Below are 26,985 nucleotides of genomic sequence, written 5' to 3'. Positions count from 1 at the left end.
TGATGTATTTAATCTACTTATTATACGTGAATAGGTTCTTTAAACACACTGTTATAGAAGTAAAAATCAGTCAGGGGCTGAGCCCCTGACTGGGTATTAGTTGATATTAACTTAGTCTAGATCCATTGCTGGGAATAGAGGGTTAATGTCAGTTACGGCGGTTGGACCATGGAAACCTGTCACCGCTGGTACAGTACCTGTGTACTTCTCAATCTCTACCTGCGCGGCGGCGGCTGATGTCGCCTGGGCAAGTTTCGAAGAACCAATATCCTGAGTCAGTACGTTCGGATCACCGTAAGTACAAATTGTACCTGGCTTACCGCCTTCCAGAGGGCTGTACCATGCACCTTCATGGATACGGCAAACGCCACTCATGTAGTCTTCAGAGACAACGGCACCTGCCAATACTTCACCACGGTCGTTGAATACGCGGACAAGATCACCAGATTTGATGCCGCGTGCTTTGGCATCTTCGACGCTCATATATACCGGCTCACGGTCAGCAACCGCATAAGTTGCACGGTGCTCGGTAGAAGAACATAGCTGCGAGTGCAGGCGATGTTTCGGGTGAGTACTTTGCATATTCAGCGGGAATTTATCCGAACGAGGACCACCGTGGCTACGTTCTTTCTTCTCGAACCACATTGGGTGGCCCTGACAGTCGTCGTAACCCATGTCAGCAATGGTCTTACAGTAGATCTCGATAAGGCCCGTCGCTGTTCCAAGTGGCTCTAGGTCAGGTTCATTACGGAACGATTCGTGACGAACCCACTCGGTGCCAGCCGGGAACTCAATGAAACCTTCTTCTTCCCAGAACTTCTTGAAGTTAGACATACGTACACCGATACCACGGCCTTGCAGGCGAGCACCGTTGTAGAACTGTTCAATCCATTCCATCTGTGATTTGCCTTCGGTAAAGGCTTCCTCACGGTCATAGCGGCGGCAAAGCTCACGGAAGATATCGAAATCATCTTTCGCTTCGTACATTGGCTCAACCACTTTCGGTAGGGCAATGATACCGGCATTAGAGTGGTTACCGTACTGCTCGATGTCATTACGCTCGTGCGTAGTAGTAGCAGGAAGAACGATATCGGCAAAACGACATGTTGCAGTCCACTGGTGGTCGACAGAGACAACCGTTTCCAGCTTACGCCAGGTCTTGATCATCTTGTTGCGATCCTGATGGTGGTGGAACGGGTTGTTACCACAGAATATCGCCATCTTCATTTCTGGGAACTTCACCGGGTGGCCGTTCCAGTCGATAGTTTTGCCAGGGTTTTCAATACAGTCGACAAAGCGTGCAACAGGAATAAAGTTTGAGTAACCCTTGTATGAGCCGTTATGGATCGGGTCAACACCAGTCACACCGCTGAAACCAGACATCAGTGGGCCAGCAGAGGTTACTGAACCTGCATCGTTATAGTGCCAGCCGAAGCCGAAGCCACCGCCCGGTAGGCCAATTTGACCAAGCATTGCAGCAACAACAACCAGCATCCACGCGTACTGCTCACCATGCTGCATGCGCTGCAGACACCAGCCACCGATGATCTGGGTGCGGCCAGAAGCCATCTGACGAGCAAGTTCACGGATAGTATCTGCGTCAATGCCACAGATTTTCGCGGCCCACTCAGGTGTTTTTGGTGTGCCGTCTTTTTCACCAAGCAGGTAAGGCAAGAACTTGTCGAAGCCTGTGGTGTAGTCAGCCATGAACTCTTTGTTGTAAAGGTTCTCGGTGTAAAGCGTATGGGCGATAGCCAGCATCAAAGGAACGTCGGTTTGCGGGTTCACTTTAACCTGTTCACCACCAACGAATTTCTGGGTATCAGAGACAACAGGGTCAACATAGATAACCTTGATTTCGTTGTTCTTCACTTTCTCGGCAAGCTGATCGAAGTAAGCGTACGGGCTGTGGTCTGGAACCAACCAACCAACCTGCAGGTTTTTAATCGGATCAGAACCCCAGATCACGATGGTGTCTGAGTGCTCGAGAACTAGCGGCCAAGAGGTCTGCTGCTCGTAAACTTCCATTGCGCCGGCAACGTAAGGGAGTACGACTTGCGCTGCACCCGTTGAGTAGTCACCCATTTTAGCAAGAAAAGTACCGTGCAGGCCGATTGCACGCATCATCATGGTACCAGCAGAGTGCAGTTTACCTACTGACTGCCAACCGGTATGGCCAGCGTAAAGTGCGCTTGGGCCATAGTTGTTCTGGATACGTTCCATCTCATGGTAGAAAAAGTCCAAAGCCTGTGACCAAGGCACACGAACGAAGCGGTTGTCACCACGTTGGGTGGTGTCAGACTTGTAACCGTGCTTCAACCAGTCAAGACGTACCATTGGGTACTTAACACGTGCAGGGTTGTAAACCACTTCACGGACACCGTCGATCATCGTGGTAGGGTGCTTGTCTTTTTCGAACGGTACGGTATCAACCCATACACCGTTCTCAACCTTGGCGCGGAATGCACCCCAGTGGGAGCCAGATAGCACCTCACCAGAGAAGTTTGCTTTGGTCTCGGTGGCAGCCATAGCGTTACGCGGCGCAAGTAGGCTAGTACCAACCACTGATGCAGCACTTGCTGCAACCATGCCTGATAGGAAACGACGGCGAGATATGCCTTTGTTTAGAATTTGAGTTGCCATTGAGCAATTCCTTAAATTTAAATTCTTTTGCTTGGGAGGGGAAGTGGGGCTTCCCCTCTGCTAATTAGGAATTAATGTGCGCCAGCGCCGCCGGTGTCACTACCGTGGTTCTGAAGGTACTTCAGAAGGGTGCGCTCTTCAGTTTTGCTTAGACGGTAGTACGCGCTCATGCCGTTTAGGCTTGAGATCCAACCGTTTGCAGTAAAATGGCCAGGTGCCGGTGCTGCGTGACAAGCCGTACAGGTTGAACCGTACATGCCCTCTGCGTAGTTCCAGATAGGTTGGATGTCATCAATCATGTCATCTTTGGTGATCCAGCCTTCAACAGAAACGTGCTGCCATACAATGTTGGTCGATGCGTCTGTTTGCTCTTCGATAAGCTGCTCTGACTCTTTCACTTCGCCACGGATTGTTGCTTTGAATACACGTTTACCCATGTATTCAGTCAGAACTCGGCCACGACCTTCTTTCTCTAGCCAGCCATCAATCTTCACTTTCATCATGTCACCGTCGCGCTCTAGGACAGTCACTTCTGAAGCAGGTAGTAGGCTGCCTGATACTGTGCTGTTTGCATCAGCAACGGCAAAGATATTTTTCTCGCTAAGTGAATATAGAGTCTCAGCTACCGCACCTTGAGAGCTAGCTGTTGCCTGAAGCTCTTCGAAGTCTTTCTGGAAGCCGCCAGCCATGTTTGGCAGTTCGTGGGCAATACCTTTATGACACTCGATACAGTTCATGTCTTCTGCGGCGGCCTTGTTCATTTCGAAAGCGGCTTGTGCAGACTGCTTGCTGTGATCCATTGCATCGTAAGAGTGACAGCTCTTACAGGTTTTGGAGTTCTGGCTCTTCATGCGATCCCAAACAGCCGTCGCCAGTTCTAGACGATGCTCTTCCAGTTTCTCCGGGGTATCGATCTTCTTGGTGATGAAGTGGTTGTATACGTCTTTCCATGCGCCAAGTTTACGCTGAACCTTGCCTGGCAAATCTTTTGGCTGGTGACAGTCTACACACTCGGCACGAACACCAGAGGCATTTTTGAAGTGGATGCTTTGTTTGTACTCTTCGTAGTTCTGTTCCATTGTGTGGCAAGAAGTACAGAATTCTGTTGTAGATGCGAATTCAAAACTCTTATGAACGGTCACAACACCCGCCAAAGTGATACCAATACCAACCAAGACCAGCGCAAGAATCGAATACTTGCTGCTAGGCTTAGTCAACATTTGCCAAAGTTTTTTCATAGTGGAAGATTCCAATTTAGAATGAATGTCTGCCGTAAACTACGGTGACGTATAAATTTTTATGAGGTAATCTTAATTCCACGATGTGAATAAGGTTAATGGCGGCAGTGAACAGGATTTGCGGGATTATGACAAATTGTGAATAGCTGCCTCCTGTGCTAACGTTTTATAGAACAGTAAATAAGACATAAAGAGAAAGAAATGAGTCATCACGTACTTGTAGTAGAGGATGAAATTGTTACCCGTACCAAATTGGTTGGGTACTTTGAGAACGAGGGATATAAAGTCAGTCAGGCCGAAAGTGGCGCCCAAATGCGCGAAGTCATGGCCAGTGAAAAGATCGATCTGGTCATGCTCGATATTAACCTTCCTGGCGAAGATGGCCTGATGCTGACGCGTGAACTGAGAAGCCGTTCAGAAGTGGGTATCATCCTGGTTACAGGGCGTACAGACAGCATTGATCGTATTGTCGGCTTGGAGATGGGTGCCGATGACTACGTGACAAAACCTTTTGAATTGCGTGAGCTTTTAGTAAGGGTCAAAAACCTGCTGTGGCGTATCTCTCTTGTCGAAAAAGCACGTGATGAAACCATTGTTGAGATGCAGGAAGACAGCATTATCCGCTTTGGGGATTGGCAATTTGATATTAATAAGCGCGCGCTGACTCATAACGGTGTGCCGGTTAAATTGACCAAAGCTGAGTATGAATTGCTGGTAGCATTCTCTTCCCACCCGAATGTTGTGCTTAGCCGCGAGCGCATCCTCAATATGCTCAGTCACCGGGTAGAAGCGCCGAATGACCGTACTATCGACGTACTTATCCGACGCATGCGTTCAAAGATGGAAGTTGACCCGAAAAACCCGCAGATTTTTGTTACGGTTCATGGTGAAGGTTACATGTTTGCGGGTGACTGATAACCCGGCATTGATGTACTGATGCGCTGAAATAATTTGTAATAAATAGGCCGATATCCATAGGGTATCGGCCTTTTTTGATCGCTTTTACCGGCACTCTTGTTGATTTAGATCAATTTTTGTTACGCGTTATGAATAGTTAGAAGAGTCTCAATAATAAGACATTCACCCGTTATTTTATATTTAATGGTTAAAAGTTAAAACTTGGTTGCGCATTTTGGGTTTATTTGTATGTGAATCAGAGTTCTAGATTGGCCGTTGGTATTAGATGAAATGACTGTTTGGTTAGTATTTAAGCTTTGCGGCGGTGTTTATTCAAGCAGTTAAGTGCTTGGTGTAAATTATTTTGTGGCGGCTGGTGGCTTTTGAAGCAGGCTGTGAAGAAATATGAAATCGGCTTTTAAGGCATATACTGCGAGAAGGGGTCATTGAAGTAAAAAAGCCTGACTTTCGCCAGGCTTTGCAATCATACATTTATTCGTTGCGAGTGCATTCAGAGTGCGACTTGCTGATTGAGAATACTCTCGGTGAGCATGTTGATTTTAGGGAAGCTGATCAAGCTCTGCTTGGCTATGTCTTTTTGCTCATCCAGTACGTCTTTGAGGATCTGCTCTGTGGTTAGCGGGTTGGCAAGGACTACGCGGAAAACGGTCGTTAGCCTGCGGTCCCATGCCTCTGGCGTAATACGGGTACGAGATACAAACGACTTACCAGATTCACGCTGGCGCTTCTGGATGAATTTGGTCATATCATCAAGGGCAGCCAACAACTCTTCACGTTGAGCCGGATCGGCAAGGCGCAAGGCTTCTTGCGTACGAGCTGGCGCATAGCGATAGGTCAGCAAGCACAGTTCAGGCTCTGAAATCAGCTCAAAATCTGGATTTTGATCAATCAAAGAGGCAAAGTACTTGGCCTTTTCGATACTGGTGTTGATCAGCATTTCATAGCCCGGGCGGCTAATAATATTAAGGCTGGCATATAACAGCATCGCCATACCGCTTCGTGAGCCTTCCAGAGTATGGCTACCAAGGTCTTTGGAGCCTTTACGCAGAATATACTCGGCATGATGCTCGATAGCCGTCATCAGGGCTGGGTTTTTGAAGATGACCATACCGGCACCCATTGGCACATATAGCTGCTTATGGGCATCAATGGTGACAGAGTCTGCACGCTCGATCCCTTTTAGCAGTGGGCGATAGGTGTTCGACATCAGCGTCGCACCACCCCAAGCGGCATCGACATGGAAATGGCAGTCATATTCCTGAGCCAAATCAGCCAACTCCTCAAGAGGGTCAATATTACCGGTTTCCGTTGTGCCGGCTACGCCGACAATGGCAAAGGCTTTGATATTGTTTTGCTTGAGCTCTTCAAGCTTGCTGCGCATCTCATCAACCCGAACACGGTTCTGGCTGTCGGTTTTGATAGGGATCAGGCAATCCCTACCAAGCCCCAAGACATCTGCGGCTTTCTTAAGCGAGTAATGACCTCGTTCGGAAACCAGCACAACCAAATCTTCATAGCCATAATGCTTCATGGCTTTGAACAGGCCTTCCTGCGCGACACCTCTAAAGTCACCATCCGGCTTGAGGGCGCTATTTCGCGCTACCCAGAGGGCGGTGATGTTTGCAATAGTACCGCCAGAGCAAAATGCCCCAAGGGAGTGGTTGGCACTGTGCATCCACTGTTGGTAGAAGGCATCATCCTCGCTGTAAATTAGGTTATGCAGCATGCCTAATACTTGACGTTCCAACGGTGTGAACGCTTTGGAGGTCTCGATCTTAACTAGGTTCTGGTTCAAACCTATCATGATCTTGGACAGCGGCATCAAGAAGTAGGGCAGGGCTGATGTCATATGACCGATAAACGTCGGCGCAGAGGTATGCACGGACTGTGCGACCAGCTTGTCCAAAAGGAAATGGGTATGATCAGAAACAAAGCTCGGAGCCTCGGGAATATCGGCGGACAAGAAGTCCTTCTCGATTTCTGCCAAAGGCTTTTCGCGGGCAGCAATATGCGTTTGTAAGAACGCATTGAGGTTCTCTGAAATCTCTTTTTCGATTCGACCTAGGGTCGATTCGGGTGCTTCCGGCACTGTAAAAATGCGATGCAGCGACTCTTGGGTAGCATCGGCTTTTTTGTTATCCACTACTGCCATAACGATTAATAACTTGTAACTATTCGGCAAATTGCAGCTAATTTAATGCAATTTGCCGCCGCTGTCGAAAAAAATTAGAAACGGTAATTCATACCCACTGTAAATAGTAAGCTCTCTTCATCATAAAAAGTGATGTTTGAGTTACTTTGGTTATAGCCTATTAGCGAGACTAGGTTCCAGTTTTCCCAGCCCATAGGCTCGTTGTATTGTGATGCTAGGAACACGCCCCAGCGGTCATCTTGTTGGGTACGGGTGAAAATAGGGTTTTGTTCATCGAAGTCAACATAGCTATAACTGAAGGTTAGGGCGAAGCTAGCTTTGTTGATTGCCTGAACGATACCAATCTCTGCGCCGTAACCGTCGCTGGCCATTGCGTCTCCGTCTGCATTATTACGGGTGTAGTTAAGTGCAGTACGCAAGAATTGGGTTCGGCTCAATGGTTGGAAGTGGGTTAGCTCAGCAAAGTAAATATCTGATTGACGATTGAGTAATTTTTGAGTCTCAGAGTTGTAAGATTGTCCGCTTTTCTCATCATCAATATCTTGATTACCACCGGACAACTCAAGAGAAAAGTTGCTTCCCAAGATCTGGTTGTATTGGAAACGTAGCCCTTTTATTTTGCTGTCTGTTTTTGCACGAGGCTGATCACGCAAATATGGGTCTTGCCAGGTTTCACTTGAAATAAGGCCGGGAACATAACTGAAGACTAACGTACTGTTATCTTCTAACTTGCGTTTGTAGCCCAGTTCTAGGTGGAAGCGGCCAAACGCTAGATCGGAGCGGCTGGTACCGAAATAGATTTGGTTATTCAAATCTTGGGTGGTGTAACTGATAGTGCCCAGAGGGGCAACCAGAAAATTGCTCTCACTATCTGCTTTGCCAAAGTCAGATATGGTACTGCTCCCATCCGTGTTAAAGGGAGAGGTGCTTTGGGTGTATCCAGCTAACACAGAGATATCAGCATTGAAACCGGCAGACCAAGGCTGTGGCTGGTTGGCTAGCGCTTGTGTGGATAAACAAGCCGCTGGGAGAAGAATGCATAATGCGTTAGCGTACCGTTTTGTCATCTTGGGTCCTTCCTAATCAAAGGGATTCATGGCGAAAAAGGGTGGATTGACTGTAGCAAAAAACCGTTAATCTTCTATGAATCAATTGAGGTATGCAATTGAAAAAAATAAGAAAGTAGCCCAATTTATATAAAATTTATATTGAGCCACTTTCAGTGCGATTACTTACATTCCATTTCAGCAATCGCAGCCATTTTTTCGTTATAGGCATTGAGTGGTTTTTCAATGTTGCCCGGATGGGTTAACAGTTCAGCAAAAGCACTGCGTAATGCGTAGTTTTGCGGGTGTGGCTTGCTTTGGCGGTCATCAAAAGCCAGTTTTGCCGCTTTGCCTAATTCTGAGTCTTGCTCAGATAGGGCTTTGACATCCTGCTGAGTGAGATTTAGCCAAGACTCAACAGGTAGGGATAGGGCGAGCTTTTCTTTGTCATTGGCAAGATACCAATCGAAGGCATCGCGATTGAGTTCGAAATGGTGTTTACGTCCTTCTAGAAACCAATCCCCCACATCTTTGAGATTAGGTTCTTTCTCTACGGCCAGTTCGACGAGGTTTTCATACCAGTTGAGCGAAGCGTCAATGTATTGGTGGTATTTATCACTTTCGCAACTGGATGAAGAAGCCAAAGTGACAGAAGGGATGAGTGCCGCTGAGAGTACTAATGCTGCTAACTTCATTTCAAATCCTTGATTCTTTATTTTCATTGGGCTCAACAGATAAATCTGATCTGATAGCTTGCTCTATTTTTAAGCTGTTGTTTTTCATTTGCCATCATATGACATCCGATTGTAGCTATCTGATTGCCATAAGGAAAAGAATTCTTTATGGGAATGCATCATTGTTAACATATTTACTGCTTCCTCGGAACAAAAAAAGGAGGCGAAATGCCTCCTTTTTGATTGCTTAGCCTTTGTCTATTGCTTCTTCATTGCCACAGAGATGCAGTACGCTGCGCCACCCCATGTAATGCCCAAGCCGAAAAGCATCATAATAATCGCACCAGTGGTCATAGTTTTGCCTCCTGCTGAAGCTGTGGTTTTGACGAAACATTGATGATAACGGCAACAACAAACATTGCTGCAACCAGACCCCAACCTAGCATCAGTAGATCAGAGGCTTCATAGCCGCCGTAGCCATCATTGAAGGTGTTCACAAGGTTAGTACCTAGGATAACCGCTAGCATTGCCGGGCTCAGGAAGCGGATACAGATTTCAAACCATTTTCCGATGCTGAATTCCGAGATGCTGTTTACATAGCTACGGATGTCAGACACTTTAAGCAGCCATGCAATAACCACTAGCTCAACCAAGCAGCTGGCCAGCAGTGCAACGTTGTTAATGAAGTAATCAACCAAATCTAGCAACAGTAGGCCGCCATTGGTGGCAAAGGCCATGGATACAATGAAGCCGATACCGCATACCAAAGAGGCCGCAAGCTTACGGGTGATCTTCAGCTTATCGATGATGGCAGAGGTTACCGCTTCGATAATTGAAATGTGCGAGCTAAGACCTGCAACAACCAGTGCCAAGAAGAATAGTGGGCCAAGGATAAACGGAGCCGGTAGCAAGTTGATAGCGGCCGGGATAGTGACGAATGCTAAGCCCACACCTGCTGAAACAACTTCTGTGATCGGTTTGGCCTGCTCTTGTGCCATGTACCCCAACACGCCGAAAATCAATACACCTGCGGTGATAGAGAAGCCACAGTTGATCAGTACCGTCATGAAAGCGTTGTTGTTGATATCAGATTTCTCAGGCAAGTAGCTTGAGTAAGCAATCATGATGGCGAAACCCACACTCAAGGTGAAGAAGATCTGACCATAAGCTGCTGACCATACCTTGGCATCCATAATCTTGCTGAAATCTGGCTGGAATAGGTAGTTCAGGCCATCCAGAGCACCCGGTAGGAAGATTACGCGTCCAATCAGTGCAACCACCATGATAAACAATAGAGGCATCATGATTTTACTGGCGCGTTCAATACCGCCTTTGACGCCAGTAAAGACAGCGGCAAAGGTAATCGCCCATGCAATAGCCATCGGAATGGCAATATGGCTTTGCAGGCTGCCTAGCTGACTTGGTGTGTTGTCACCCAGCTTGAGGTATTCACCGAAGAAGAAACCATTGGTGTCGCTCCCCCAACTTTGAGTGAATGAGTAACTTAGGTAGGAAATTGCCCAGCCGATAATCGCAACATAGTAAACAGCGATAATGGCTGCGATAAATACCTGGAACCAACCTAGCCATTCGAACTTCATACCCAGCTTGGAGAAAGCCCTTGGCGCGGCACCGCGTAGTTTATGGCCAAGGCTGAACTCCATGATCATAAACGGGATACCGGCGGTGAGCATGGCAAAAAGGTAAGGGATAAAAAAGGCGCCACCACCATTTTCGTAAGCCATATACGGGAAACGCCAAATGTTTCCTAGGCCAATTGCAGAGCCAACTGCAGCAAGGATAAACCCTGCGCGAGAGCCCCATTGTTCTCGTTTCATATACATCTCCTTATGTACTGCAAATCACTATAGGAATAGGATTGGTCAGAGAATTATTCCAATTAATATCTATACTTAGCGTGTGAATTGAAAGGTAAGACCACGCTGATGGGACGAGATTAACTAGAGTAAATATGTAAAGCAATAGAGAGTAGGGTTGTAAATATATAATTGGCTAGTTGTTAATTGTTGGTTTTGCTTTGGATTCCAGACAAGAAAACTGTGATCTTCTGCGAAGAGGTGGGAAAAAACTACCGAGATGGAAAATGCTTGGAGGGAAATATTATTTTACAAACTTAACGGTAATCTCTGGATAATGGCAGAAAATCAGTTTTTCCACACATTAGCGCTGGAGGCTAATGTGCGGAATACGATATCGGATATGAAGCCGAACTGATGCCGAGATACTTAGAATGAGAAGGTAAAGCCAAGATTAGTTTGGAATTGGGTTAGCCATTCGGAGTCGACTCTGATACTACAAGTTTGGTTACCTTCAGGCAGGTTACAGATAGTTGTGGTATCACCATCCATTAGGTTGGCCAACCAACGCCCCTCAAGCAGCACTGAGAAGTTTGGTGTAAATTTGTACTCAACACCACCTAAAAAGCCCCCAGAGAACACCATATCTTTGTCGCTCCAGTCAGCATCAATAATGGTCGTACCAATGCTTGCACCTAGGTAGGTATCAAAGTGTGTAAACGTATCGAAACGTAATGAGCTTTGAAAATGTACGTACGTGAGTGAGCCGGAGTTTGAGAAAGTCTCGTAGTCAGTGGGCTGGTGGCTGACAAACAGGCCGACACGGCCTTGGTCTAAATCGGTTTCAATACTGATGGCATAATGCGGGTCACTTTCTGGCTCTATTTCGATGCCGTTATCATCAGTAATGCCATTTGAAAAAGTATATCCAACATAAGGCGTGACATAGATAGTGTTGGCCGTAGCTGAGTGCGATGCCGTTATTAATCCCACGGCAATGATAAACAAATGTCCAGTTTTCATACCATTATCCATAGCGCAAATATAATGTTTAGTGTGACAGCTTTCTTAAATTATTGCTTTTTCATTAGCCAGAATCTTGAACTCTCCCTAAAATAGAGTTAACAGTTTGTTAAGCGCCCAAATGGAGTAGGGAATTATTATGGAATCTGAATTTAAGTACGCTGTGTTAACAGCAATCATCACTATGACCGTCATTATGGGCTTTGGTCTCGTTTCAGTTACTGCGTAAGTTATTAATATAGCAAAATTTTGTCGTTGATATTAAAGTTTTATCAAACTAAGGAAGGTATACTGGCCGGGATGGATTTTTGTAGTTTGTGAGTCAGGGGTATGACAAACCATTTACCGTTTAGCCTTAAGGCATTCGATTTACCTTTAATTAACAACTTTTCGCGCCAGCTACTGAATGCGAAACAGAAAAAAATAGCGCTTGTTGTACAGGGAGGCGGGCAGCGCGGTATTTTTACAGCTGGCGTTTTTGATGCTTTTTTGGAAAGTGGCTTTGATCCCTTCGAACTCTACATCGGCACTTCTGCCGGCGCACTCAACCTGTCCTCCTTTATTAGCCGCCAGCCTCGCTTTGGATATGAATTCATTGTTAACTACACCACTGACAATGAGTTTTTCAACCTCTATAAGTATTTGAGCCAACAGAAATCAATGAACCTTGACTGGGCCCTGGAAGAGGTCCGGTCACATGGCGCCATTCCGCTTGATGTCTTGAAGGCTCGTGATGTGCTAAAGCATCGCACGGCGTTAGCTTGTGCAACGCGAAAGGATACCCTGCAAGATATCTATATGCCGATGTATCAAGATAACTGGTGCGAAGTACTTCGTGCATCGTGTGCGATACCTGTAATTTATAATTTACCGGTCAATATTGATGACTTGGAATGGGTTGATGGTGGCGTTAGTGCCGCAGTTCCCGTCAAGGAGGCGTGGCAGCGAGGGGCTGATTTGGTGATAGTCGTCAGAACCGAGCCAGTATTGCTGCCGGGTAGTGAAGGTCGCCGCTTCGATGATTGGCGCAGCAAAGTAGAAACGGCACTGCCTGAGTATATTGAGCGCCTGAGCCTTAATCAGTCTCTAGATAAAGTGAAATCTCTCCACGGTGAACTGACGACGAAGTTTGAGGGCTGGAAATCAAACTGGCGAGATAAAGATCCGTTAGCATCGCCAGAGCAACTAGAAGCCGATCGTGAGCAGACAATCGAGAGCAAAGGGAAAGGGTGGAGTTTACTTTCGGCAGATAATATCGAGCGGTTCTTGGCGCTTACTGGTAATAGTAAGCGTCTAGAGGTGATCGATATGCTAAACCGCTACTACTCCACATACCAAGGTGCTCATGAGTTTATGTTGTCACCCCCGGAAGGCCTTCAGATTATCCAGATCGCGCCGGAAAAAAGCCTCAAGAGCAGGGCATTGCTGAGCAGTAAGGATGATTTGGAAATAGACTACCGTGAGGGGAAACTCATTGGCCGTGAGTTTGTCTCGCATTTTGCCGACATTCTTAATGAAACTTCAGCGGTAAAACGTAGTAAATAATCGGTTTGTAAGAGAGCTTGTAATAAAAAAGGAACGCTGATGCGTTCCTTTTTTCATTGGCAGAAGTACTGGCGATTAAGCAAGTACTTGCTGTAGCCATGGCCAACCTTGCTTCTTACGGCTAAGGGTGTTTTCCATCATTAGCATGCCGTCTTTAGCGTGTGCATCTAGCACTTCGTTCCACTCACCTTTGTATAGAAGGCGGGTAGTGCTGGTGGTGATGTCAGTTAGCATCAGAGCAGCCATTGCTAGGCCTTCTTCGTCACAACGACGCTGAAGATCTGCTTCAAGATCTGCGATCATGTCTTCAACTTGCTCTAGAGTCGCAAGCTCGATCTGACCAACAACAACATTACGCTCTTTGAACGGGTAAGCTTTTAGGTCTTTCTCTACAAGCTCAGCTGCAGATAGGCCTTGGATGTCAGTTTTTGCAATCAGAAGATCTTTGATGAACTGGTCAAGATCTTCAACGCCAGCAAGCGGAGCTAGCTCAGCAACAGCATCTTTGTCTTTTTGAGTACAAGTTGGAGAAGCGAAGCCAACAGTATCGCTCAGGATTGCAGACATCATTAGCGTAGCCAATTCGCGAGTGATCTCTACGTTTTCCATCTTGAATAGGTTGAACATGATGGTACAAGTACAACCAACAGGCCAAATCCATGCTTCAAGTGGGTTAACTGTCATCACGTCGCCTAGGCGGTGGTGGTCAACAATACCTACGATTTCAGCTTCTGCGATGTCGTCTGGTGCTTGTGCCAAGTCAGTGTAGTCAACAAGCCAAACTTTCTCACCAGCAACGCCAGTGCACATTTCAGGCTGATCTACGCCTGCAGTTGCTAGGATGTGCTGAGTTTCGCGGTTAATTTCACCTTGACGAACAGCTTTAGCTTCAACGCCACGAGCTTTAAGAAGAGCAGCACCAACAAGTGCTGAACAGATGCTATCGCTATCAGGGTTTTTGTGACCAACTACTTGAATCATGTCGTTTCCTTTACTGCGTCAATCACTGCTAGTAAGCAGCAAGACTAATTAATTTATCCTGGACCTGCTCAGTGGCAGGTGCTTTAGGAATGTAACCGCGCAATTTTAGAGTTTCTGTCAGAAATAACAATTGAAGTTGCGCAAAAAATGTTTGGTTGATTAATATCGCAGCTAATTTAGCGCTTCGATATCATCAGATCTTGTTGTAAATACTGCTTAAATTCATTGAACGGCATTGGTTTGGCGTAATGATAGCCTTGCATCAAGTAGATCTCCCTTTGATGCAAATAATCCACCTGTGCTTTGGTTTCCACACCTTCGGCAATGACTTTTAAGCCTGCGTGCTTAGCAAATAGGATAATGGAGTCAAGAATATTAGACTTTATGTCATTGGTGCCTATGGTATCGACGAACATTTTGTCGATCTTTAGCGTATCAATTGGCAGGTTCTGCAGGTAACTAAATCCGCCATAACCCGTTCCGGCATCATCGAGCTTTATGGAGATACCGAAGTCAGTTAGGTGCTGGATGATGCGCCTGGCTTTAGCCAGATCGCTAAACGGGATCCGCTCTGTCACTTCGAATGCTAGTCTGTGAGCAGGTACATTTCTTTGCTTGAGTAAATTGATTGTGGTACTGAGAAATTCATCGTCTTCCAACTGCTGCGGGGTGACGTTAATACTGATATAAAATTGACTGTCAGCAATGAGCTCACCTTCAAACTGATCGATGACATGCTCAATGATATAGTTGGTAAGCAGCTTTATTTGGCCATTGTGTTCAGCAATTGGGATAAACTGATTAGGAGAAATTAGCTCACCGTCAGAGCGTTGCCAGCGGATCAACACTTCACAACACGTTATGGCTCCGGTTGTGCTATCAACGATGGGTTGGTAGTAGGGGATAAATTCTTTTTTCATCAGGCCATAGCTGATCATCTCTTTTAGGGTTCGCTCCGGGGTGCGGTACAGCCCGATCATCAGGCAGGCTGATAACAGCATAAAGAAGAGCAACAGTTGGGTGATGAACAAGTCACTTTCGGTAACGTAAGTAATGCCACTTTCCGTCGCATAAACGTTGAATGCGTAGTTTGGCCCGAAATATTTGCTCGCTATATGGGTATATTGCTTTTTATCGAGTCTTGGGAATACATCGATTTCTTCACCGTCACGGCCTAGTGTCATAGCCGTGCAGCCAAAGCACACTTCACTTTGGGTAAAGACGTTCTGTACCGGTTCTGTGATCAGGGTTAATTTTGCATCAGGAAGCCTATATTGAACCTTCAGGCGATGGTTGTGATAGGGGCTGACACTGTAGTTGAACAAGTCGTTTTCGTGGTGGATACTGGCAGAGCTGTCATCGAAATCTTTAATTAATCGAACATTCTTACCATAAACGGAACAATCCCCTGTAGGGGTTTGCAGTTCTAGCAACTGGATACCTGATGATTGCTCAATGGTATCACGCAGCAAAGCAATATCATGTTGGTTACATGTGTATCGGAGTTCCTTTGCCAGTTCAACTAATTCTTGGCCGAGGTTGAGGTATCTCTCTTGATAGAAGAGGTGGATATTCTCAAGCCGTTTCTCAACTTCATGTTTGAACAATACAAGGCTGATAGGTTGTGACGAATAAACAATAGCTATCGCACCCAGAAAAAAAACTAGGATAGGATATCGCCAGCGCAGCCAAAGAGTCTTGTCCATCTAATCAGTATCGAGTCGGTCAAAAAGGCCGCTATTGAAACATAACTCAATTAGATATTACAGCGTGAATGTATTGAGTGAGTGAAAAAAATTGCACCTAAATGCTTATATGCTTTCTAAGCCATCATTAACCTACTGAGAGTATAGATATAGCTTTATAAATAGACACTAAAGGTGTATACATTATACCTCTTAATGGAGGCGTATTATGTTCTTTCGAATTGTCCCTATTGTTATGAGTTTCTGGTTGCTTGCCGCACACTTCTTACGCTTTGGTGCCATGCTGCCTTGTATTATTTTACTCGTTTATCCTTTATTGCTGTTAATACGTCATCGATGGATACCCTATGTAATGTCGTTGAGCTTGGGTCTTGTCGCGCTGAAATGGCTGCAGGTGACATACGACATGGTTAATGTGCGCTTGATGATGGGGGACGACTGGTTACGGATGTCTATTATTATGGCCGGTGTGGTGTGCTTTACCTTGGTGTCGATTAGCCTATTCCAAAGCCGAAAGTTAATAGCTTTCTACGGCTTTACGTCATCTAATCCGTAAGAAATTTATGGTTTTACCTTATTTTATGTTATGTTATAACATCACCTATGGGGTGAGGCCAATATTGCTCTGATAACCAGCAACCTGTGCCTTTATGCTGTTTTAGTGCGATAATTTTAGATATCATTATGGGCTATCAACCCGAGTAATAGAGTAATGCCTTAGCGATAGCTTTACTATCGAGTATTCCACCGCTGGGTGTTGTGTAAAGAATAGTCAGTCAAACAGTAAGCCTCTAGCCTTAACCGTTAGGCTCATATCGAGTTGATTGCTGCTACTGGTTTGGCTGTAGAAGTACTTAGGAACAACATGGTTAAAGTAAGGGCCCGCGTGCCTTTTAAAGTCGGTCAAAGAAGCGATATTCCTGCTGAACTGCTTTCATTTAACGGGTTAGAGTCTGGCAAAGAACATGTCGCTGTCATTTTCCAAAATGCCGATCAGCGTTCTATACCACCACTTGTGCGTATGCATTCTGAATGTCTAACAGGTGATGTTTTCCATTCTTCTCGTTGTGATTGTGGTGAACAGTTAGATGAGACCATCGAAAAGATGGGTGAGCAGGGCGGGGTACTGCTGTATTTGCGCCAAGAAGGTCGCGGGATCGGCCTTTATAACAAGATTGATGCTTATGAGCTGCAAAGCCAGGGCATGAATACCTATGAAGCGAATAACCACCTTGGATTTGGTGATGACCTGCGTGACTTCTCTGAAGCGGCTTATATGTTAACGGCATTAGGCTTGAAAGAAATTCGCTTGATCACTAATAATCCGAAAAAGATTCGAGAGCTTGAAGCTCTAGGTATTGTGATCAGTGAAGTCGTGGGTACCAAGGCGCATCTTAAAGATGGTAATGAAAATTACCTAAAAACCAAAGCGGCCCACGGTAAGCACCGTTTCCACTTTGATTAACCTAAAAATCAATGATTTCTAAACCCTGCTAATGCAGGGTTTTTTTTGCTTAAAATTTGGCATTTTATTCACTCGAGAAGGGGTGATAGCCTTGCTAGTTAACAATGGATAGAAAACCAGCAGGTAAAACATTTCGATTTTTCATTACTTTTTCTAATGCAATTGATAATAAACAATCGTGCAGCAAGCATTGCTAACTGCTTGCCTTGATTAGAGTTCAGCTATAAGATTCCGATCATCAAATTAGGAGTTGAATCTAATTTACCTTAACTCCTCGAGTATATATCCCGCGCTAATTCCAAAAAATAGCATTAAGTTTTATTTGTTAATGAAATTTATCAAAGATGGCGCAGTTTCCCAAAATATTTTTCTGTCATGAGGATATTGGCTGTGAAACAGCAATCAACTTCTTCAAGCATGGCAAGGTTGTTATTTCTAATAATCATTCTTGCAGCTGTGGGTCAGATGACCCAAACAATGTATGTGCCTTCTATTCCGGCGATGTCGGATTTTTTCTCGGTTAAATCGGCATATTTACAGGCGGTGATGGCGGCATATTTGATTCCATATGGTTTGTCGCAGTTTATCTATGGTCCTTTGTCAGACAGGGTAGGCCGTAGGCCAGTGATCATTATTGGTATGGTCATTTTCTTAGTGGGCTCACTGGCAGCACTGTTTGCACCAAGCTTTGAGTGGTTCCTCGTTGCTACTTTCGTCCAAGGGATGGGTACGGGCTGTAGTGGGGCAATGTGCCGTACAGTGACCCGTGATTGCTTTGACGGCGATCAGCTTCATCGCGCTAACAGTTTGGTGAGCATGGGTGTGATTTTCTCACCCTTGATCGCGCCTGTGCTGGGTGGTTATCTTTCTTCAGCGTTTGAATGGCAGGCAAGCTACTGGTTCTTATTGATCTTCGGTACGCTAGTCACCATTGCAATGATGTTCAAGTTTGATGAAACACTGCCGAAAGAGAACCGCCGCAATGAACGTGTATGGGTCAGTTACCGTTATGTACTTGGTAACCGCCGGTTTCAGGGGTACGTTCTGTGCCTTATTGCTACTTTCGCAGGTATCGCCGTTTTCGAAGCAGCGGCAGGTGTATTGTTAGGGAGTGTGCTTAAGCTGGACCCCAAAACGGTAAGTATCCTGTTTATCCTACCTTTACCGGGCTATTTGGCAGGCTCTTGGTTGTCAGCAGTGCTGGCTAAGCAACTTGGCAATACCCGTGTCATGTATTTGGGTATGCTGGCAATCATTGCAGGTGCATTGGCTATTTTCATCCCGGGTATGGCTGGTTTGGTAACGGTTAGCTCTTTGATTGGAGGTGCTTTTGTCTACTTCATTGGTGCTGGGGTACTGTTTCCTGCAGCAACGACGGCAGCTATCCAGCCGTTTCCGCATCATGCCGGAACTGCAGGTGCTGTGTTAGGTGGGCTGCAGAACCTCGGTGCAGGTTTGGCAACACTGGCAGCTTCCATGATGCGAGCAGAAGATCAGTACAGCTTAGGTGCTGTAATGACAGTGATGGCTATTTTGGTTGTTCTGAGTTTGCTTTGGGTACGCCATAGTAACCGCCATGATACTCCGGTTCTGGTGTAGTTAACGCCAAAGAAAAAGGCGGAGCCATTAATGGGCTCCGCCTTTTCAATTCTCTAAACTTTGCTCTGGCTTAGTCTCGCTTCCACAAGATGTGGCAGAACTTGTTGTCAGGATCACGGCTTACAAGAAGACGGGCAAAGACATCGTCCAACTCGTCATTTTCTTCATTTACCAGACCAACGCGCACCTCGGCATACACTTCTTTGTCAACGTCAAAGCCAACGTGCTCAGCCCAGTCATCTTTTGTTTCAACCAGTTCTGCAGCACCGCGCTCGTCGAATTGCATCGTGAATAGCAAGACGTCGGCAGGCTCGAGGTTATCAGCAGCCATCTCTAGGAAAATATCGTAGGCAGCATCGATAACGTCGTCGTAAGAAATTAGGTTTGGTGTGTCCATGAACTCTATCTGTCATTTGTTAATTGAAACTGAAGTATACCCAAGCAATATGAAGGTGCAAGTTTCAGCTGTTTTGGCTAATTTGAGCAATAAAAAAGGGAAGCAGATGCTTCCCTTATAAAATTGGCTGTGTACCGAAATATTAGTCAGCGCGGCCCATGAACTTACGTTCTTGAACGTTGACTTTGACTTTCTCACCGGTAGAAATGTACTCAGGCACTTGTACTGTTAGGCCAGTAGCAAAACGTGCTGGCTTAGTACGGGCAGAAGCTGAAGCACCTTTGATTGATGGGTCAGTTTCTTCAATAACCAGCTCAACGGCAGATGGAAGCTCTAGGCCAGCAGCTTTCTCATTCACTAGGATAACGTGTAGGCCTTGGGTTTCTTCAGTGATAAACAGCATTTCATCAGCAATTTCTTCAGCGCTGAAGGTGTACTGATCGAAGTTTTCTGTATCCATGAAGATAATGTTTTCGCCATCTGCGTATGAGTAAGCCACAGGGTGCTTTGTCATCTCAACAGTATCTACAACGTCGTCTGCTTTTAGACGCTCGTCAACGCGGTGACCTGTTGCTAGATCGGTACAACGCATTTTGTAGATTTTTGTACCGCCACGGCCGCCAGGTGTTGTAACTTCAATATCTTTGACTAACAACGTTTTACCGCCGGTAACAATGACAAAACCTTTCTTAATTTCACTAGCTCTTGGCATGGACTATATCTTTCTGTTGGTAAAAATCGAAAATTATCACGGTTATCGCTAAACACCAACAATTTCCTGCACAGAATGACTGACTTCTGATGCAGGTGTTGAATGTATTTTGAATTTAGCTAAAAAACGTTCAAACGGCATAGGCCTCGCGTAGAAGAAACCTTGGCAGCTTTGAATCTTCAGTGACTTCACATGCTGTGCTTGCTCCTGGGTTTCAACACCCTCAGCGATTAATTGGCAATTTAGCGTATGGCCAATTTGAGCGATATTGCCGAGAATAGAGTGGGTCACCGAGTCGGTGACGGAAGCGGCAACAAAGGCACGGTCAATTTTAATAATATCAAAGCTCAAAGCCTGTAGCGTTGACAGTCCGGCGTAGCCTGTCCCAAAGTCGTCGAGTGCCCATTTTATTCCGTGATCACGTAAAGCCTGCATGCCGTTTTGTAACTGTGAGACATCAGTATTTGAAAAGTTCTCACGTTCGGAGAACTCCATGACAACCCCATCTTGCAATAACGGGTAGCGCTTTAGCAGTTCGACAACCGAACCAACAAAGGTAGGGGACGCAATCATAGAGGCTGTTACATTGATTGATAAATAGAAAGGGCTATCTATCATCACCATCTTCGCCTTTTCTTGGGCAGCTTGCTCAATCAGTTGAAGTGTAATCTCATTTATCTGCGCTGACTTTTCAGCGGCCGGAATAAACTCATCTGGCATGACTTTTCTTTTTTTCGGGTGAAGCCATCTAACGAGTAGCTCTGCGCCGATCCACTGGCCAGTTTGTGCAGACACGATAGGTTGGTATTCGGCGTAAAACTCTTTGTTGTGGATACCTTTTTGAATTTCCGCATACAAAGGAACCCGCTTAAAGAAAAAGCAATGGACAAGGAGTGTTATCCCGAACGCATTGGCGACAATTAATAAGATACCCGTTGGTAAAAAGGTCCAAATAAGATTAAACAATAGCGGTTTGGTATAGCCGACAGAAATTCCCACAGGGTAACGAGAGGATTCCCTCATCGTTTTATAAAATATGGACTCCCGGGAATTAACATCGTCAATGTTAGCAAAGTATTTACGATGTTTATCGTAAATGTAGGAATACACTTCATGATGGCTGGATATCTCTTTTAACCACAGCTCTAAATAGTTTTTTTCAAAACGTATTTGATACCAACCCGAGTCTACATACATCATAAAGAAAATAGCAGTTTTCCCATTCTTTTTATCATGTATTTTATATATAGCATAATGCTCATCGGGTTCTAGATTTGCTATTTCTAAATCAGCGACTTCTTCCTTGGTTAGCGTTGTACTGCGGTCACTGCATATTACAGAGTGGCTTCTTATGAAGATAACCTCATTAAGAACACTATTATTTAGTGTTATGTTTTCAAGAGCTTGTTGACTATCTTCACTACAATCTGGATATAGCTTGGTTATGGTGTTTAATTGTTTTTCGATTGTGGTGATTTCAGCATCTATTGATGACATTAATACTTTCGCCGTGTACTCTGACTTTTCAAGCGCATACGCATTAATGTAGGCAAAGAATGTAACTAAGCCTATGAATATCATGCAAATAAAAATAAAAAACTGATTCTTTATATTCATTATATTGAGTGGAAGCGAAAAAGTACGCGAATACTATAATAGTTTCATGAGCAATTACATGGAAATGTGTCGCTTTATGAACATTTTTTAGCGTGGTCATTATATTGTCGCTTTGATTTATATACTTGCCAATTATCTGGCATGAGCTGTACATTAATTGCTCGCTTAGTGTTCGGTATAGATAATGAAAGGGTATGTTTTGGTATAATCTGTAGAAAAGTGATTTGACGTATTTTTAGATCACTGCAGCTTTATACTAAGAGGAAAACCTGTGACTCGTGCTTTACCTGCTTTCGCTTCTCCGCCATCACTTCAACCTGCATTCGATGTAGTTGTTGATGAATTGGTGTATCAGCTCAAGCATTGCTTTTCAGGACTACATAGCCTTTATATAGCAGGCAGTGTTGCACGACTTGAGGCTCTTCCCGGACGTTCAGATTTGAATGTGACTATGGTGGTGTCAAAGCCGCTTGAAGTGTCTGAACAAGCGATACTAACTAGCATCACTAGCCGAGTTGAAAGTCAGTATCCGCAAGTAACAGCGATCAATATGACTATCATTTTGAAGCGGGAGGTACTTGATATTGCAATGATTTTCAAGTGGGGGTTCTGGCTTAAACATTGCTGTACGTGTGTTTATGGCGATGATCTTTCTAGTCGTTTTGGTTGCTTCGAACCGAGTTGGGATATTGGCAAAGCAATGAATGATGATTTGGTGGATCAACTGAATGATTATCGTCGAAAAATCATGGCCACCCGGGTTGTATCTCATTATTTGGGCTTCTGTCAGGAGGTCGCTAAAAAGATGATTTGGTCTTGCTATTCTCTGGTCTTCCATCGCTCTGGAAAGCTAGCCTTATCACTGGAGCAAGCTGCACAGCAATTTCTCTTGTATTACCCCCAACACGAAGTGTCGATTGAGCGCTTGTTTCTTCTTGATTCGGGTCAGCAAGTACCCAAAAAAGCAGTGCTTTTTATGATCAATGGCTTTGGACAGTGGATCGTCTCTGAATTTGATAAGATTGAACGTAAGATTGGTTAAGCGTTTACCAGTAAGTAAATGAGGTTTTTTTGCAAACTCAGTCAAAAGGCTTTGTATTAACAAGGCAAAGCCGTGATGTACGCGGCCAAACAGAAATTGTCCTTTGGGTGAGCACCGAGAGCGGGCCTGCGAGGTTGGTGGTGAGCAATGATAAACCCGTGTGCTTTATCCGCCAGCAAGACCAAGCATCAGTGCAAGCTGAGCTCCACAAGGCCGGTATCCGCGTCGAATGCAAGTCACTGACCCTGAAAAACTTTCAGCATGACGTTATGGTCGCTTGTTATAGCCATTCCATAAAAGATAGCCTCCAACTACCTCAGGTACTTGCGGCTGCGGGTATAGAAGCCTTTGAATCTGATATTCGCTTGGCTGACCGTTTTCTAATGGAGAGGTTTATCTGTGGAGGTATCGCCTTCACAGGCGAACGTGTCGAGAGATCTGGTTTTGAAGAATACCATCAGGTTAAAGCCAAAACCGCAGAGTATAAACCCCAGCTTTCTGTTGTGTCGTTGGACATAGAGTGTTCAGAGAAAGGGGTACTCTATTCTGTTGGGCTGCATTGTCATAAAGATAGCCGGGTCATCATGGTCGGTGATGCGTCTTGCGATCAAGCAACTCATGACTGGATCCAGTGGGTAGACTCCGAGAAAGACTTGTTGCTTGCCTTGGAAGCATGGTTCCTCGAGTTTGATCCCGACATTGTTATCGGTTGGAATGTCATTGATTTTGATTTCCGCCTGTTGCTTAAACGCGCTGAATGGAATGCCATCACACTGAGGATGGGGAGGGGAAAGCAGCCGCCTCATTGGCGTCAGTCTAGCCAGAACCCTAACCAAGGGTTTATTTCCATTCCTGGTAGGGTGGTATTGGATGGTATCGATACGCTAAAAACTGCTACCTACAATTTCCGCTCTTGGTCTCTGGAATCAGTATCACGCGAGCTGCTCGGTGAAGGAAAGGAGATCAACAATGTTCACGACCGGATGGCTGAAATCAACCAGATGTTTCGTGAAGATAAAGTCTCGCTCGCCAAGTACAACCTACAAGACTGTAAGTTAGTGTCACGCATCTTTGACCATACCCACTTGCTCGATTTTGCCATCGAGAGAAGTTGTCTGACAGGAGTGGAGCTAGATAGGGTAGGCGGTTCGGTGGCGGCCTTTACCAATTTGTATTTGCCACAGCTTCACCGTGCCGGCTATGTTGCCCCAAGTTTGGACAGCGAAAATTGGATAGCCAGCCCGGGCGGTTACGTAATGGACTCCAAGCCAGGCTTATACGAATCGGTATTGGTACTGGATTTCAAATCACTGTATCCCTCTATTATTCGTACTTTCCGTATCGACCCACTGGGTTTGGTCGAAGGCTTGCTACAAGAAGAAGGCAAAGAGGACGGGCAAGCGATTGCCGGTTTTAGGGGCGGTCGTTTTCACCGTACCAAGCATTTTCTACCAAAAATGATCGAATCACTTTGGGCGGCGAGGGATCAAGCCAAGCGTGATGGTGAAAAAGCGTTCTCTCAGGCAATCAAGATTATCATGAACTCGTTTTATGGTGTCCTGGGATCTTCGGGATGCCGGTTCTTTGATCATCGCTTGGCCTCTTCGATCACCATGCGGGGACATGAGATCATGAAAATGACCCGTGAATTGATCGAAGCTAAAGGTTACGAGGTCATTTATGGCGATACCGACTCGACGTTTGTCTCCCTAAAGCATGCCCATTCAGCCGACAAAGCTGATGAAATCGGTCATGCGCTGGTGGCTTATATTAACCAATGGTGGACTGAGCATTTGCGTGATGAGTACAGTGTTGAATCAGCACTGGAGTTGGAATACGAGACGCACTACCACAAGTTCTTGATGCCAACGATCCGAGGCCAGGAGACGGGCAGCAAAAAGCGCTATGCGGGTTTGGTGATCAACAATGGCGAAGAGGAAATGGTCTACAAGGGTCTGGAAACGGTAAGGACTGACTGGACGCGTTTGGCTCAGACCTTCCAGCAGACCCTTTACTATCGTGTCTTTCATGATCAGGAAGTTGAAGAGTACGTTCGACAATATGTAGAAGAAACACGGGCAGGTAAATATGATGAGGTGCTGGTATATCGCAAGCGATTACGCCGTAACCTCTCAGAGTATCAGAAAAATGTCCCTCCTCATGTCAGGGCGGCAAGAATGGCCGATGAAATGAACCAACGTCAGGGGCGTCCGCTGCAATATCAGAACGGCGGTTGGATTGAGTATGTGATTACCATCAATGGCCCGGAGCCTATTGAAGCGCAACAAAGCCCAATTGACTACGAACATTACATTGATAAACAACTGCGGCCGGTCGCTGACGGGATCTTGCCTTTCATCGGTAAGCACTTTGATGACATTACTGCACCGCAGTTGGGATTATTTTAAGTACAGCAAGGAAATAGCATGTTTGACGCCCGTTTTAGCGCTGAGATCCAACAGCGTATTGATCAAAAGACCAAACCTTTGGGTGCCTTGGGCCAGTTGGAAAGTGTTGCCCATCAGTTAGCTTTAATTCAGAGCCAAGGTAGAACACAGGCAGTAGATAAAATCACTATTGAACAACCTACTGTATTGGTCTTCGCTGGCGACCACGGTATCGCTGAGGAGGGGGTGAGTATTGCCCCGAGCGCGGTAACCCAGCAGATGGTGCTGAACTTTTTGGCCGGAGGCGCAGCAGTTAACTGTTTCTGCCGTGCCAATGATGTGGCGATCAAGGTGGTTGATTGCGGTATCTTATTACCGGTAGAGCAGGATTCACCATTATTGGTAAAGCAACGCCTTGGTGAGAGAACGGCTAACATTGCGGTGGAGCCAGCCATGACTAAGCAGCAAGTAGAGCAAGGCTTGGCATTGGGTCAGGGAGTGGTAGAAGGAGTGATCAACCAAGGTTGTAACCTGATCATGTTCGGCGAAATGGGGATCGGTAATACCAGCAGTGCAGCGGCGCTATTGGCGGCAGCAACGGGTGAACCCGTCGAGCATTGTGTCGGCTATGGTACCGGCGTTTCAACCGAGCAACTGGAGAAGAAAAAGCGCCTAGTGAGCCAAGGTGTCGCCCGATGTACGACCTCAGAGCCAGTTGAATTGCTTGCCGAGCTGGGCGGGTTTGAAATTGTACAAATGGTAGGTGGCTTCCTTGCGGCTGCGAAACTAGGGATACCTGTTTTGGTTGATGGCTTTATTGTCACGGTGGCAGCATTGCTGGCAAACCAAATTGATCCTCGTTGCCGCGATTACCTTATCTTTGCCCATCAATCTCATGAATCGGGCCACCGTATTGCTCTGGAGCGATTGGATGCAAAGCCGTTGTTGGACCTTTCAATGCGTCTTGGAGAGGGAACCGGTGCGGTGTTAGCCGTTCCTTTGCTCAAAGCTGCGGCTGAGTTTTACAACAATATGGCTAGTTTCGCCGAAGCGGGTGTCACCGTATAAAAGCAATAAAAAAACCGCATGGGAATGCGGTTTTTTTATATCTGACGGTTGGCGTGATTAGCCGAAGTATTCGACGCTAGATACTGAGGTCTTCATCGCATGGATAGGATCAAATGCGATCGCTCCACGGTTTGGTGTGCAGATTTTGTATACTTCATCGCACTCGAAAATAGCTAGTACGGTCTCGTCGGTTCTGAAAATCTCAGGAAGTGGCTTGCCAATCTCACAAGAACACTCGGCACCTTCATGTTGCCAAACAAGTTTGTAAATGCGTTGGTTTTGCTCTGGTGCAGAAACGTGGTTGGCGATTGAGTTGAATACTGCTTCTGCTTGCTGCGGGCTAGATGCCGATGGTACAAAGAAATCCATGGTTCCCTCCTGGTTGAACAGCAGTCGTTGGAAAAAGACGATTTGACTGCAAATGAGATAGTGCTATCGATCCTGATAACCACAAGAGACTAGCAAAATTATCAACAAAAGTACAAGGCTGTGAATGAGCATTCATTTTTAGTGAGAAAATTCGTCTTATATCCTAAATTATCTCTATATCTATATTTCGGTCTTTGAATTTGGGTAATAAGCCCTAAGGGATTATTATCATTAATAGTTATCACTTTACGAACTGTGGGGGGAGAAGAATGGAACAACTCGACTTTTTCACGATTCCAAGCCCATGTGTTGGGGTGTGCCAGGCGAATAACAGAGGGTATTGCAAAGGGTGTTTTCGTAGCCGAGATGAACGCTTTTATTGGCAGCAATTGACCAATGAACAAAAACGCAATGTTATTAGGCTCTGTAAACAGCGCTACCAGAGAGTCATGCGTGCTAAAGCTCAGCAAATTAGGCAAGATGACTCAGGTAACGACGCATCTCCGCAACAGGAACTCTTCTGAGAACGGTTGCTTATCCATTATCGTAAGTGTTTCTGTTCTTTATTGGTGAGTAAAACACTGTA

Annotated in this window: 24 protein-coding genes; 10 read left to right on the top strand and 14 right to left on the bottom strand. The window is 45.6% G+C overall.

Annotated features, from left to right (window positions below; all coding sequences use genetic code 11):
• Positions 1-111 precede the first annotated feature (111 nt).
• The gene (torA, locus tag C9J01_RS12205) at positions 112-2,643 is read right to left on the bottom strand and encodes a trimethylamine-N-oxide reductase TorA (protein WP_107298400.1); all 2,532 of its coding nucleotides are present in this window, start codon (positions 2,641-2,643) and stop codon (positions 112-114) included.
• 71 nt (positions 2,644-2,714) lie between these two features.
• On the bottom strand, positions 2,715-3,881 hold the full coding sequence (gene torC / locus C9J01_RS12200; protein ID WP_107298399.1) for a pentaheme c-type cytochrome TorC: 1,167 nt from the start codon (positions 3,879-3,881) through the stop codon (positions 2,715-2,717).
• 201 nt (positions 3,882-4,082) lie between these two features.
• On the opposite strand from torC, the gene torR reads away from it, so the two are divergent.
• On the top strand, positions 4,083-4,796 hold the full coding sequence (gene torR, locus C9J01_RS12195; RefSeq protein ID WP_107298398.1) for a two-component system response regulator TorR: 714 nt from the start codon (positions 4,083-4,085) through the stop codon (positions 4,794-4,796).
• Between the two features lie 493 nt (positions 4,797-5,289).
• Here torR and panP read toward each other — a convergent pair whose 3' ends face one another.
• The 6 genes from panP to C9J01_RS12165 form a co-directional block, all read right to left on the bottom strand.
• Positions 5,290-6,951 carry a pyridoxal-dependent aspartate 1-decarboxylase PanP gene (panP, locus tag C9J01_RS12190; RefSeq protein ID WP_107298397.1) on the bottom strand — a complete coding sequence of 554 codons (1,662 nt, stop codon included), beginning with the start codon at positions 6,949-6,951 and terminating at the stop codon, positions 5,290-5,292.
• 74 nt (positions 6,952-7,025) lie between these two features.
• Complete coding sequence (locus C9J01_RS12185) at positions 7,026-8,018, bottom strand: DUF2860 domain-containing protein (protein WP_107298396.1); 993 nt, start codon at positions 8,016-8,018, stop codon at positions 7,026-7,028.
• A gap of 161 nt (positions 8,019-8,179) precedes the next feature.
• Positions 8,180-8,692, bottom strand: a complete 513-nt coding sequence (locus C9J01_RS12180; protein WP_107298395.1) for a hypothetical protein — start codon at positions 8,690-8,692, stop codon at positions 8,180-8,182.
• Positions 8,693-8,929: 237 nt separating this feature from the next.
• Positions 8,930-9,025, bottom strand: coding sequence for a MetS family NSS transporter small subunit (locus tag C9J01_RS12175; protein ID WP_107298394.1), 96 nt, complete (start codon positions 9,023-9,025; stop codon positions 8,930-8,932).
• Positions 9,022-10,509 (bottom strand): sodium-dependent transporter, encoded by a 1,488-nt coding sequence (locus tag C9J01_RS12170; RefSeq protein WP_107298393.1) that lies wholly within the window; start codon positions 10,507-10,509, stop codon positions 9,022-9,024. Before C9J01_RS12170 ends, C9J01_RS12175 begins: the two co-directional genes overlap by 4 nt.
• Before the next feature lie 408 nt (positions 10,510-10,917).
• Complete coding sequence (locus C9J01_RS12165; protein ID WP_237156947.1) at positions 10,918-11,511, bottom strand: hypothetical protein; 594 nt, start codon at positions 11,509-11,511, stop codon at positions 10,918-10,920.
• A 139-nt stretch (positions 11,512-11,650) separates the two neighbouring features.
• Between C9J01_RS12165 and cydH the strand changes: the two genes are divergently transcribed.
• Both cydH and C9J01_RS12155 read left to right on the top strand, forming a co-directional pair.
• A complete protein-coding gene (gene cydH, locus C9J01_RS30175) occupies positions 11,651-11,740 on the top strand; it encodes a cytochrome bd-I oxidase subunit CydH (protein WP_107298392.1) in 90 nt (29 codons plus the stop codon).
• Positions 11,741-11,841: 101 nt separating this feature from the next.
• A complete protein-coding gene (locus C9J01_RS12155) occupies positions 11,842-13,056 on the top strand; it encodes a patatin-like phospholipase family protein (protein ID WP_107298391.1) in 1,215 nt (404 codons plus the stop codon).
• A 75-nt stretch (positions 13,057-13,131) separates the two neighbouring features.
• Here the strand turns inward: C9J01_RS12155 and C9J01_RS12150 are convergent, their stop codons facing one another.
• Together C9J01_RS12150 and C9J01_RS12145 are read right to left on the bottom strand one after the other, a co-directional pair.
• Positions 13,132-14,037: a manganese-dependent inorganic pyrophosphatase gene (locus C9J01_RS12150; RefSeq protein ID WP_107298390.1), complete on the bottom strand. Its 906-nt coding sequence runs from the start codon at positions 14,035-14,037 to the stop codon at positions 13,132-13,134.
• 176 nt (positions 14,038-14,213) lie between these two features.
• Positions 14,214-15,743, bottom strand: a complete 1,530-nt coding sequence (locus tag C9J01_RS12145; RefSeq protein WP_107298389.1) for an EAL domain-containing protein — start codon at positions 15,741-15,743, stop codon at positions 14,214-14,216.
• A 208-nt stretch (positions 15,744-15,951) separates the two neighbouring features.
• On the opposite strand from C9J01_RS12145, the gene C9J01_RS12140 reads away from it, so the two are divergent.
• The 3 genes from C9J01_RS12140 (at position 15,952) to emrD (ending at position 18,807) form a co-directional block, all read left to right on the top strand.
• Positions 15,952-16,299 carry a hypothetical protein gene (locus C9J01_RS12140; protein ID WP_107298388.1) on the top strand — a complete coding sequence of 116 codons (348 nt, stop codon included), beginning with the start codon at positions 15,952-15,954 and terminating at the stop codon, positions 16,297-16,299.
• Between the two features lie 309 nt (positions 16,300-16,608).
• Complete coding sequence (locus tag C9J01_RS12135) at positions 16,609-17,208, top strand: GTP cyclohydrolase II (RefSeq protein WP_107298387.1); 600 nt, start codon at positions 16,609-16,611, stop codon at positions 17,206-17,208.
• Between the two features lie 417 nt (positions 17,209-17,625).
• On the top strand, positions 17,626-18,807 hold the full coding sequence (emrD, locus tag C9J01_RS12130) for a multidrug efflux MFS transporter EmrD (RefSeq protein WP_201797823.1): 1,182 nt from the start codon (positions 17,626-17,628) through the stop codon (positions 18,805-18,807).
• Between the two features lie 70 nt (positions 18,808-18,877).
• On the opposite strand, the gene C9J01_RS12125 is transcribed toward emrD, so the two are convergent.
• The 3 genes from C9J01_RS12125 to C9J01_RS12115 all read right to left on the bottom strand — a co-directional run bounded on the left by C9J01_RS12125 (position 18,878) and on the right by C9J01_RS12115 (position 21,413).
• Entirely contained in the window at positions 18,878-19,204 is a 327-nt protein-coding gene (locus C9J01_RS12125; protein WP_107298386.1) for an HI1450 family dsDNA-mimic protein, read from the bottom strand.
• Positions 19,205-19,346: 142 nt separating this feature from the next.
• A complete protein-coding gene (gene efpL / locus C9J01_RS12120; protein WP_107298385.1) occupies positions 19,347-19,916 on the bottom strand; it encodes an elongation factor P-like protein EfpL in 570 nt (189 codons plus the stop codon).
• Between the two features lie 48 nt (positions 19,917-19,964).
• Positions 19,965-21,413 (bottom strand): EAL domain-containing protein, encoded by a 1,449-nt coding sequence (locus C9J01_RS12115; RefSeq protein WP_158264531.1) that lies wholly within the window; start codon positions 21,411-21,413, stop codon positions 19,965-19,967.
• Positions 21,414-21,804: 391 nt separating this feature from the next.
• Between C9J01_RS12115 and C9J01_RS12110 the strand changes: the two genes are divergently transcribed.
• The 3 genes from C9J01_RS12110 to cobT are packed head-to-tail and all read left to right on the top strand — an operon-like array spanning position 21,805 to position 26,030.
• The gene (locus tag C9J01_RS12110) at positions 21,805-22,575 is read left to right on the top strand and encodes a hypothetical protein (protein ID WP_107298383.1); all 771 of its coding nucleotides are present in this window, start codon (positions 21,805-21,807) and stop codon (positions 22,573-22,575) included.
• A gap of 29 nt (positions 22,576-22,604) precedes the next feature.
• Positions 22,605-24,983: a DNA polymerase II gene (locus C9J01_RS12105; protein ID WP_107298382.1), complete on the top strand. Its 2,379-nt coding sequence runs from the start codon at positions 22,605-22,607 to the stop codon at positions 24,981-24,983.
• 18 nt (positions 24,984-25,001) lie between these two features.
• Positions 25,002-26,030: a nicotinate-nucleotide--dimethylbenzimidazole phosphoribosyltransferase gene (cobT, locus tag C9J01_RS12100; protein WP_107298381.1), complete on the top strand. Its 1,029-nt coding sequence runs from the start codon at positions 25,002-25,004 to the stop codon at positions 26,028-26,030.
• A gap of 57 nt (positions 26,031-26,087) precedes the next feature.
• On the opposite strand, the gene C9J01_RS12095 is transcribed toward cobT, so the two are convergent.
• Positions 26,088-26,399, bottom strand: coding sequence for a hypothetical protein (locus tag C9J01_RS12095; protein WP_107298380.1), 312 nt, complete (start codon positions 26,397-26,399; stop codon positions 26,088-26,090).
• A gap of 269 nt (positions 26,400-26,668) precedes the next feature.
• Here C9J01_RS12095 and C9J01_RS12090 point away from each other — a divergent pair, with 269 nt between their 5' ends.
• On the top strand, positions 26,669-26,923 hold the full coding sequence (locus C9J01_RS12090; protein WP_107298379.1) for a DUF1289 domain-containing protein: 255 nt from the start codon (positions 26,669-26,671) through the stop codon (positions 26,921-26,923).
• Positions 26,924-26,985: the final 62 nt, after the last annotated feature.

Source organism: Photobacterium rosenbergii, assembly GCF_003026455.1.
GTDB classification, from domain to species: Bacteria; Pseudomonadota; Gammaproteobacteria; order Enterobacterales; family Vibrionaceae; genus Photobacterium; species Photobacterium rosenbergii.
The sequence above is the reverse complement of the archived record's forward strand: the minus strand, read 5'-3'. Positions and strand labels throughout refer to the sequence as shown.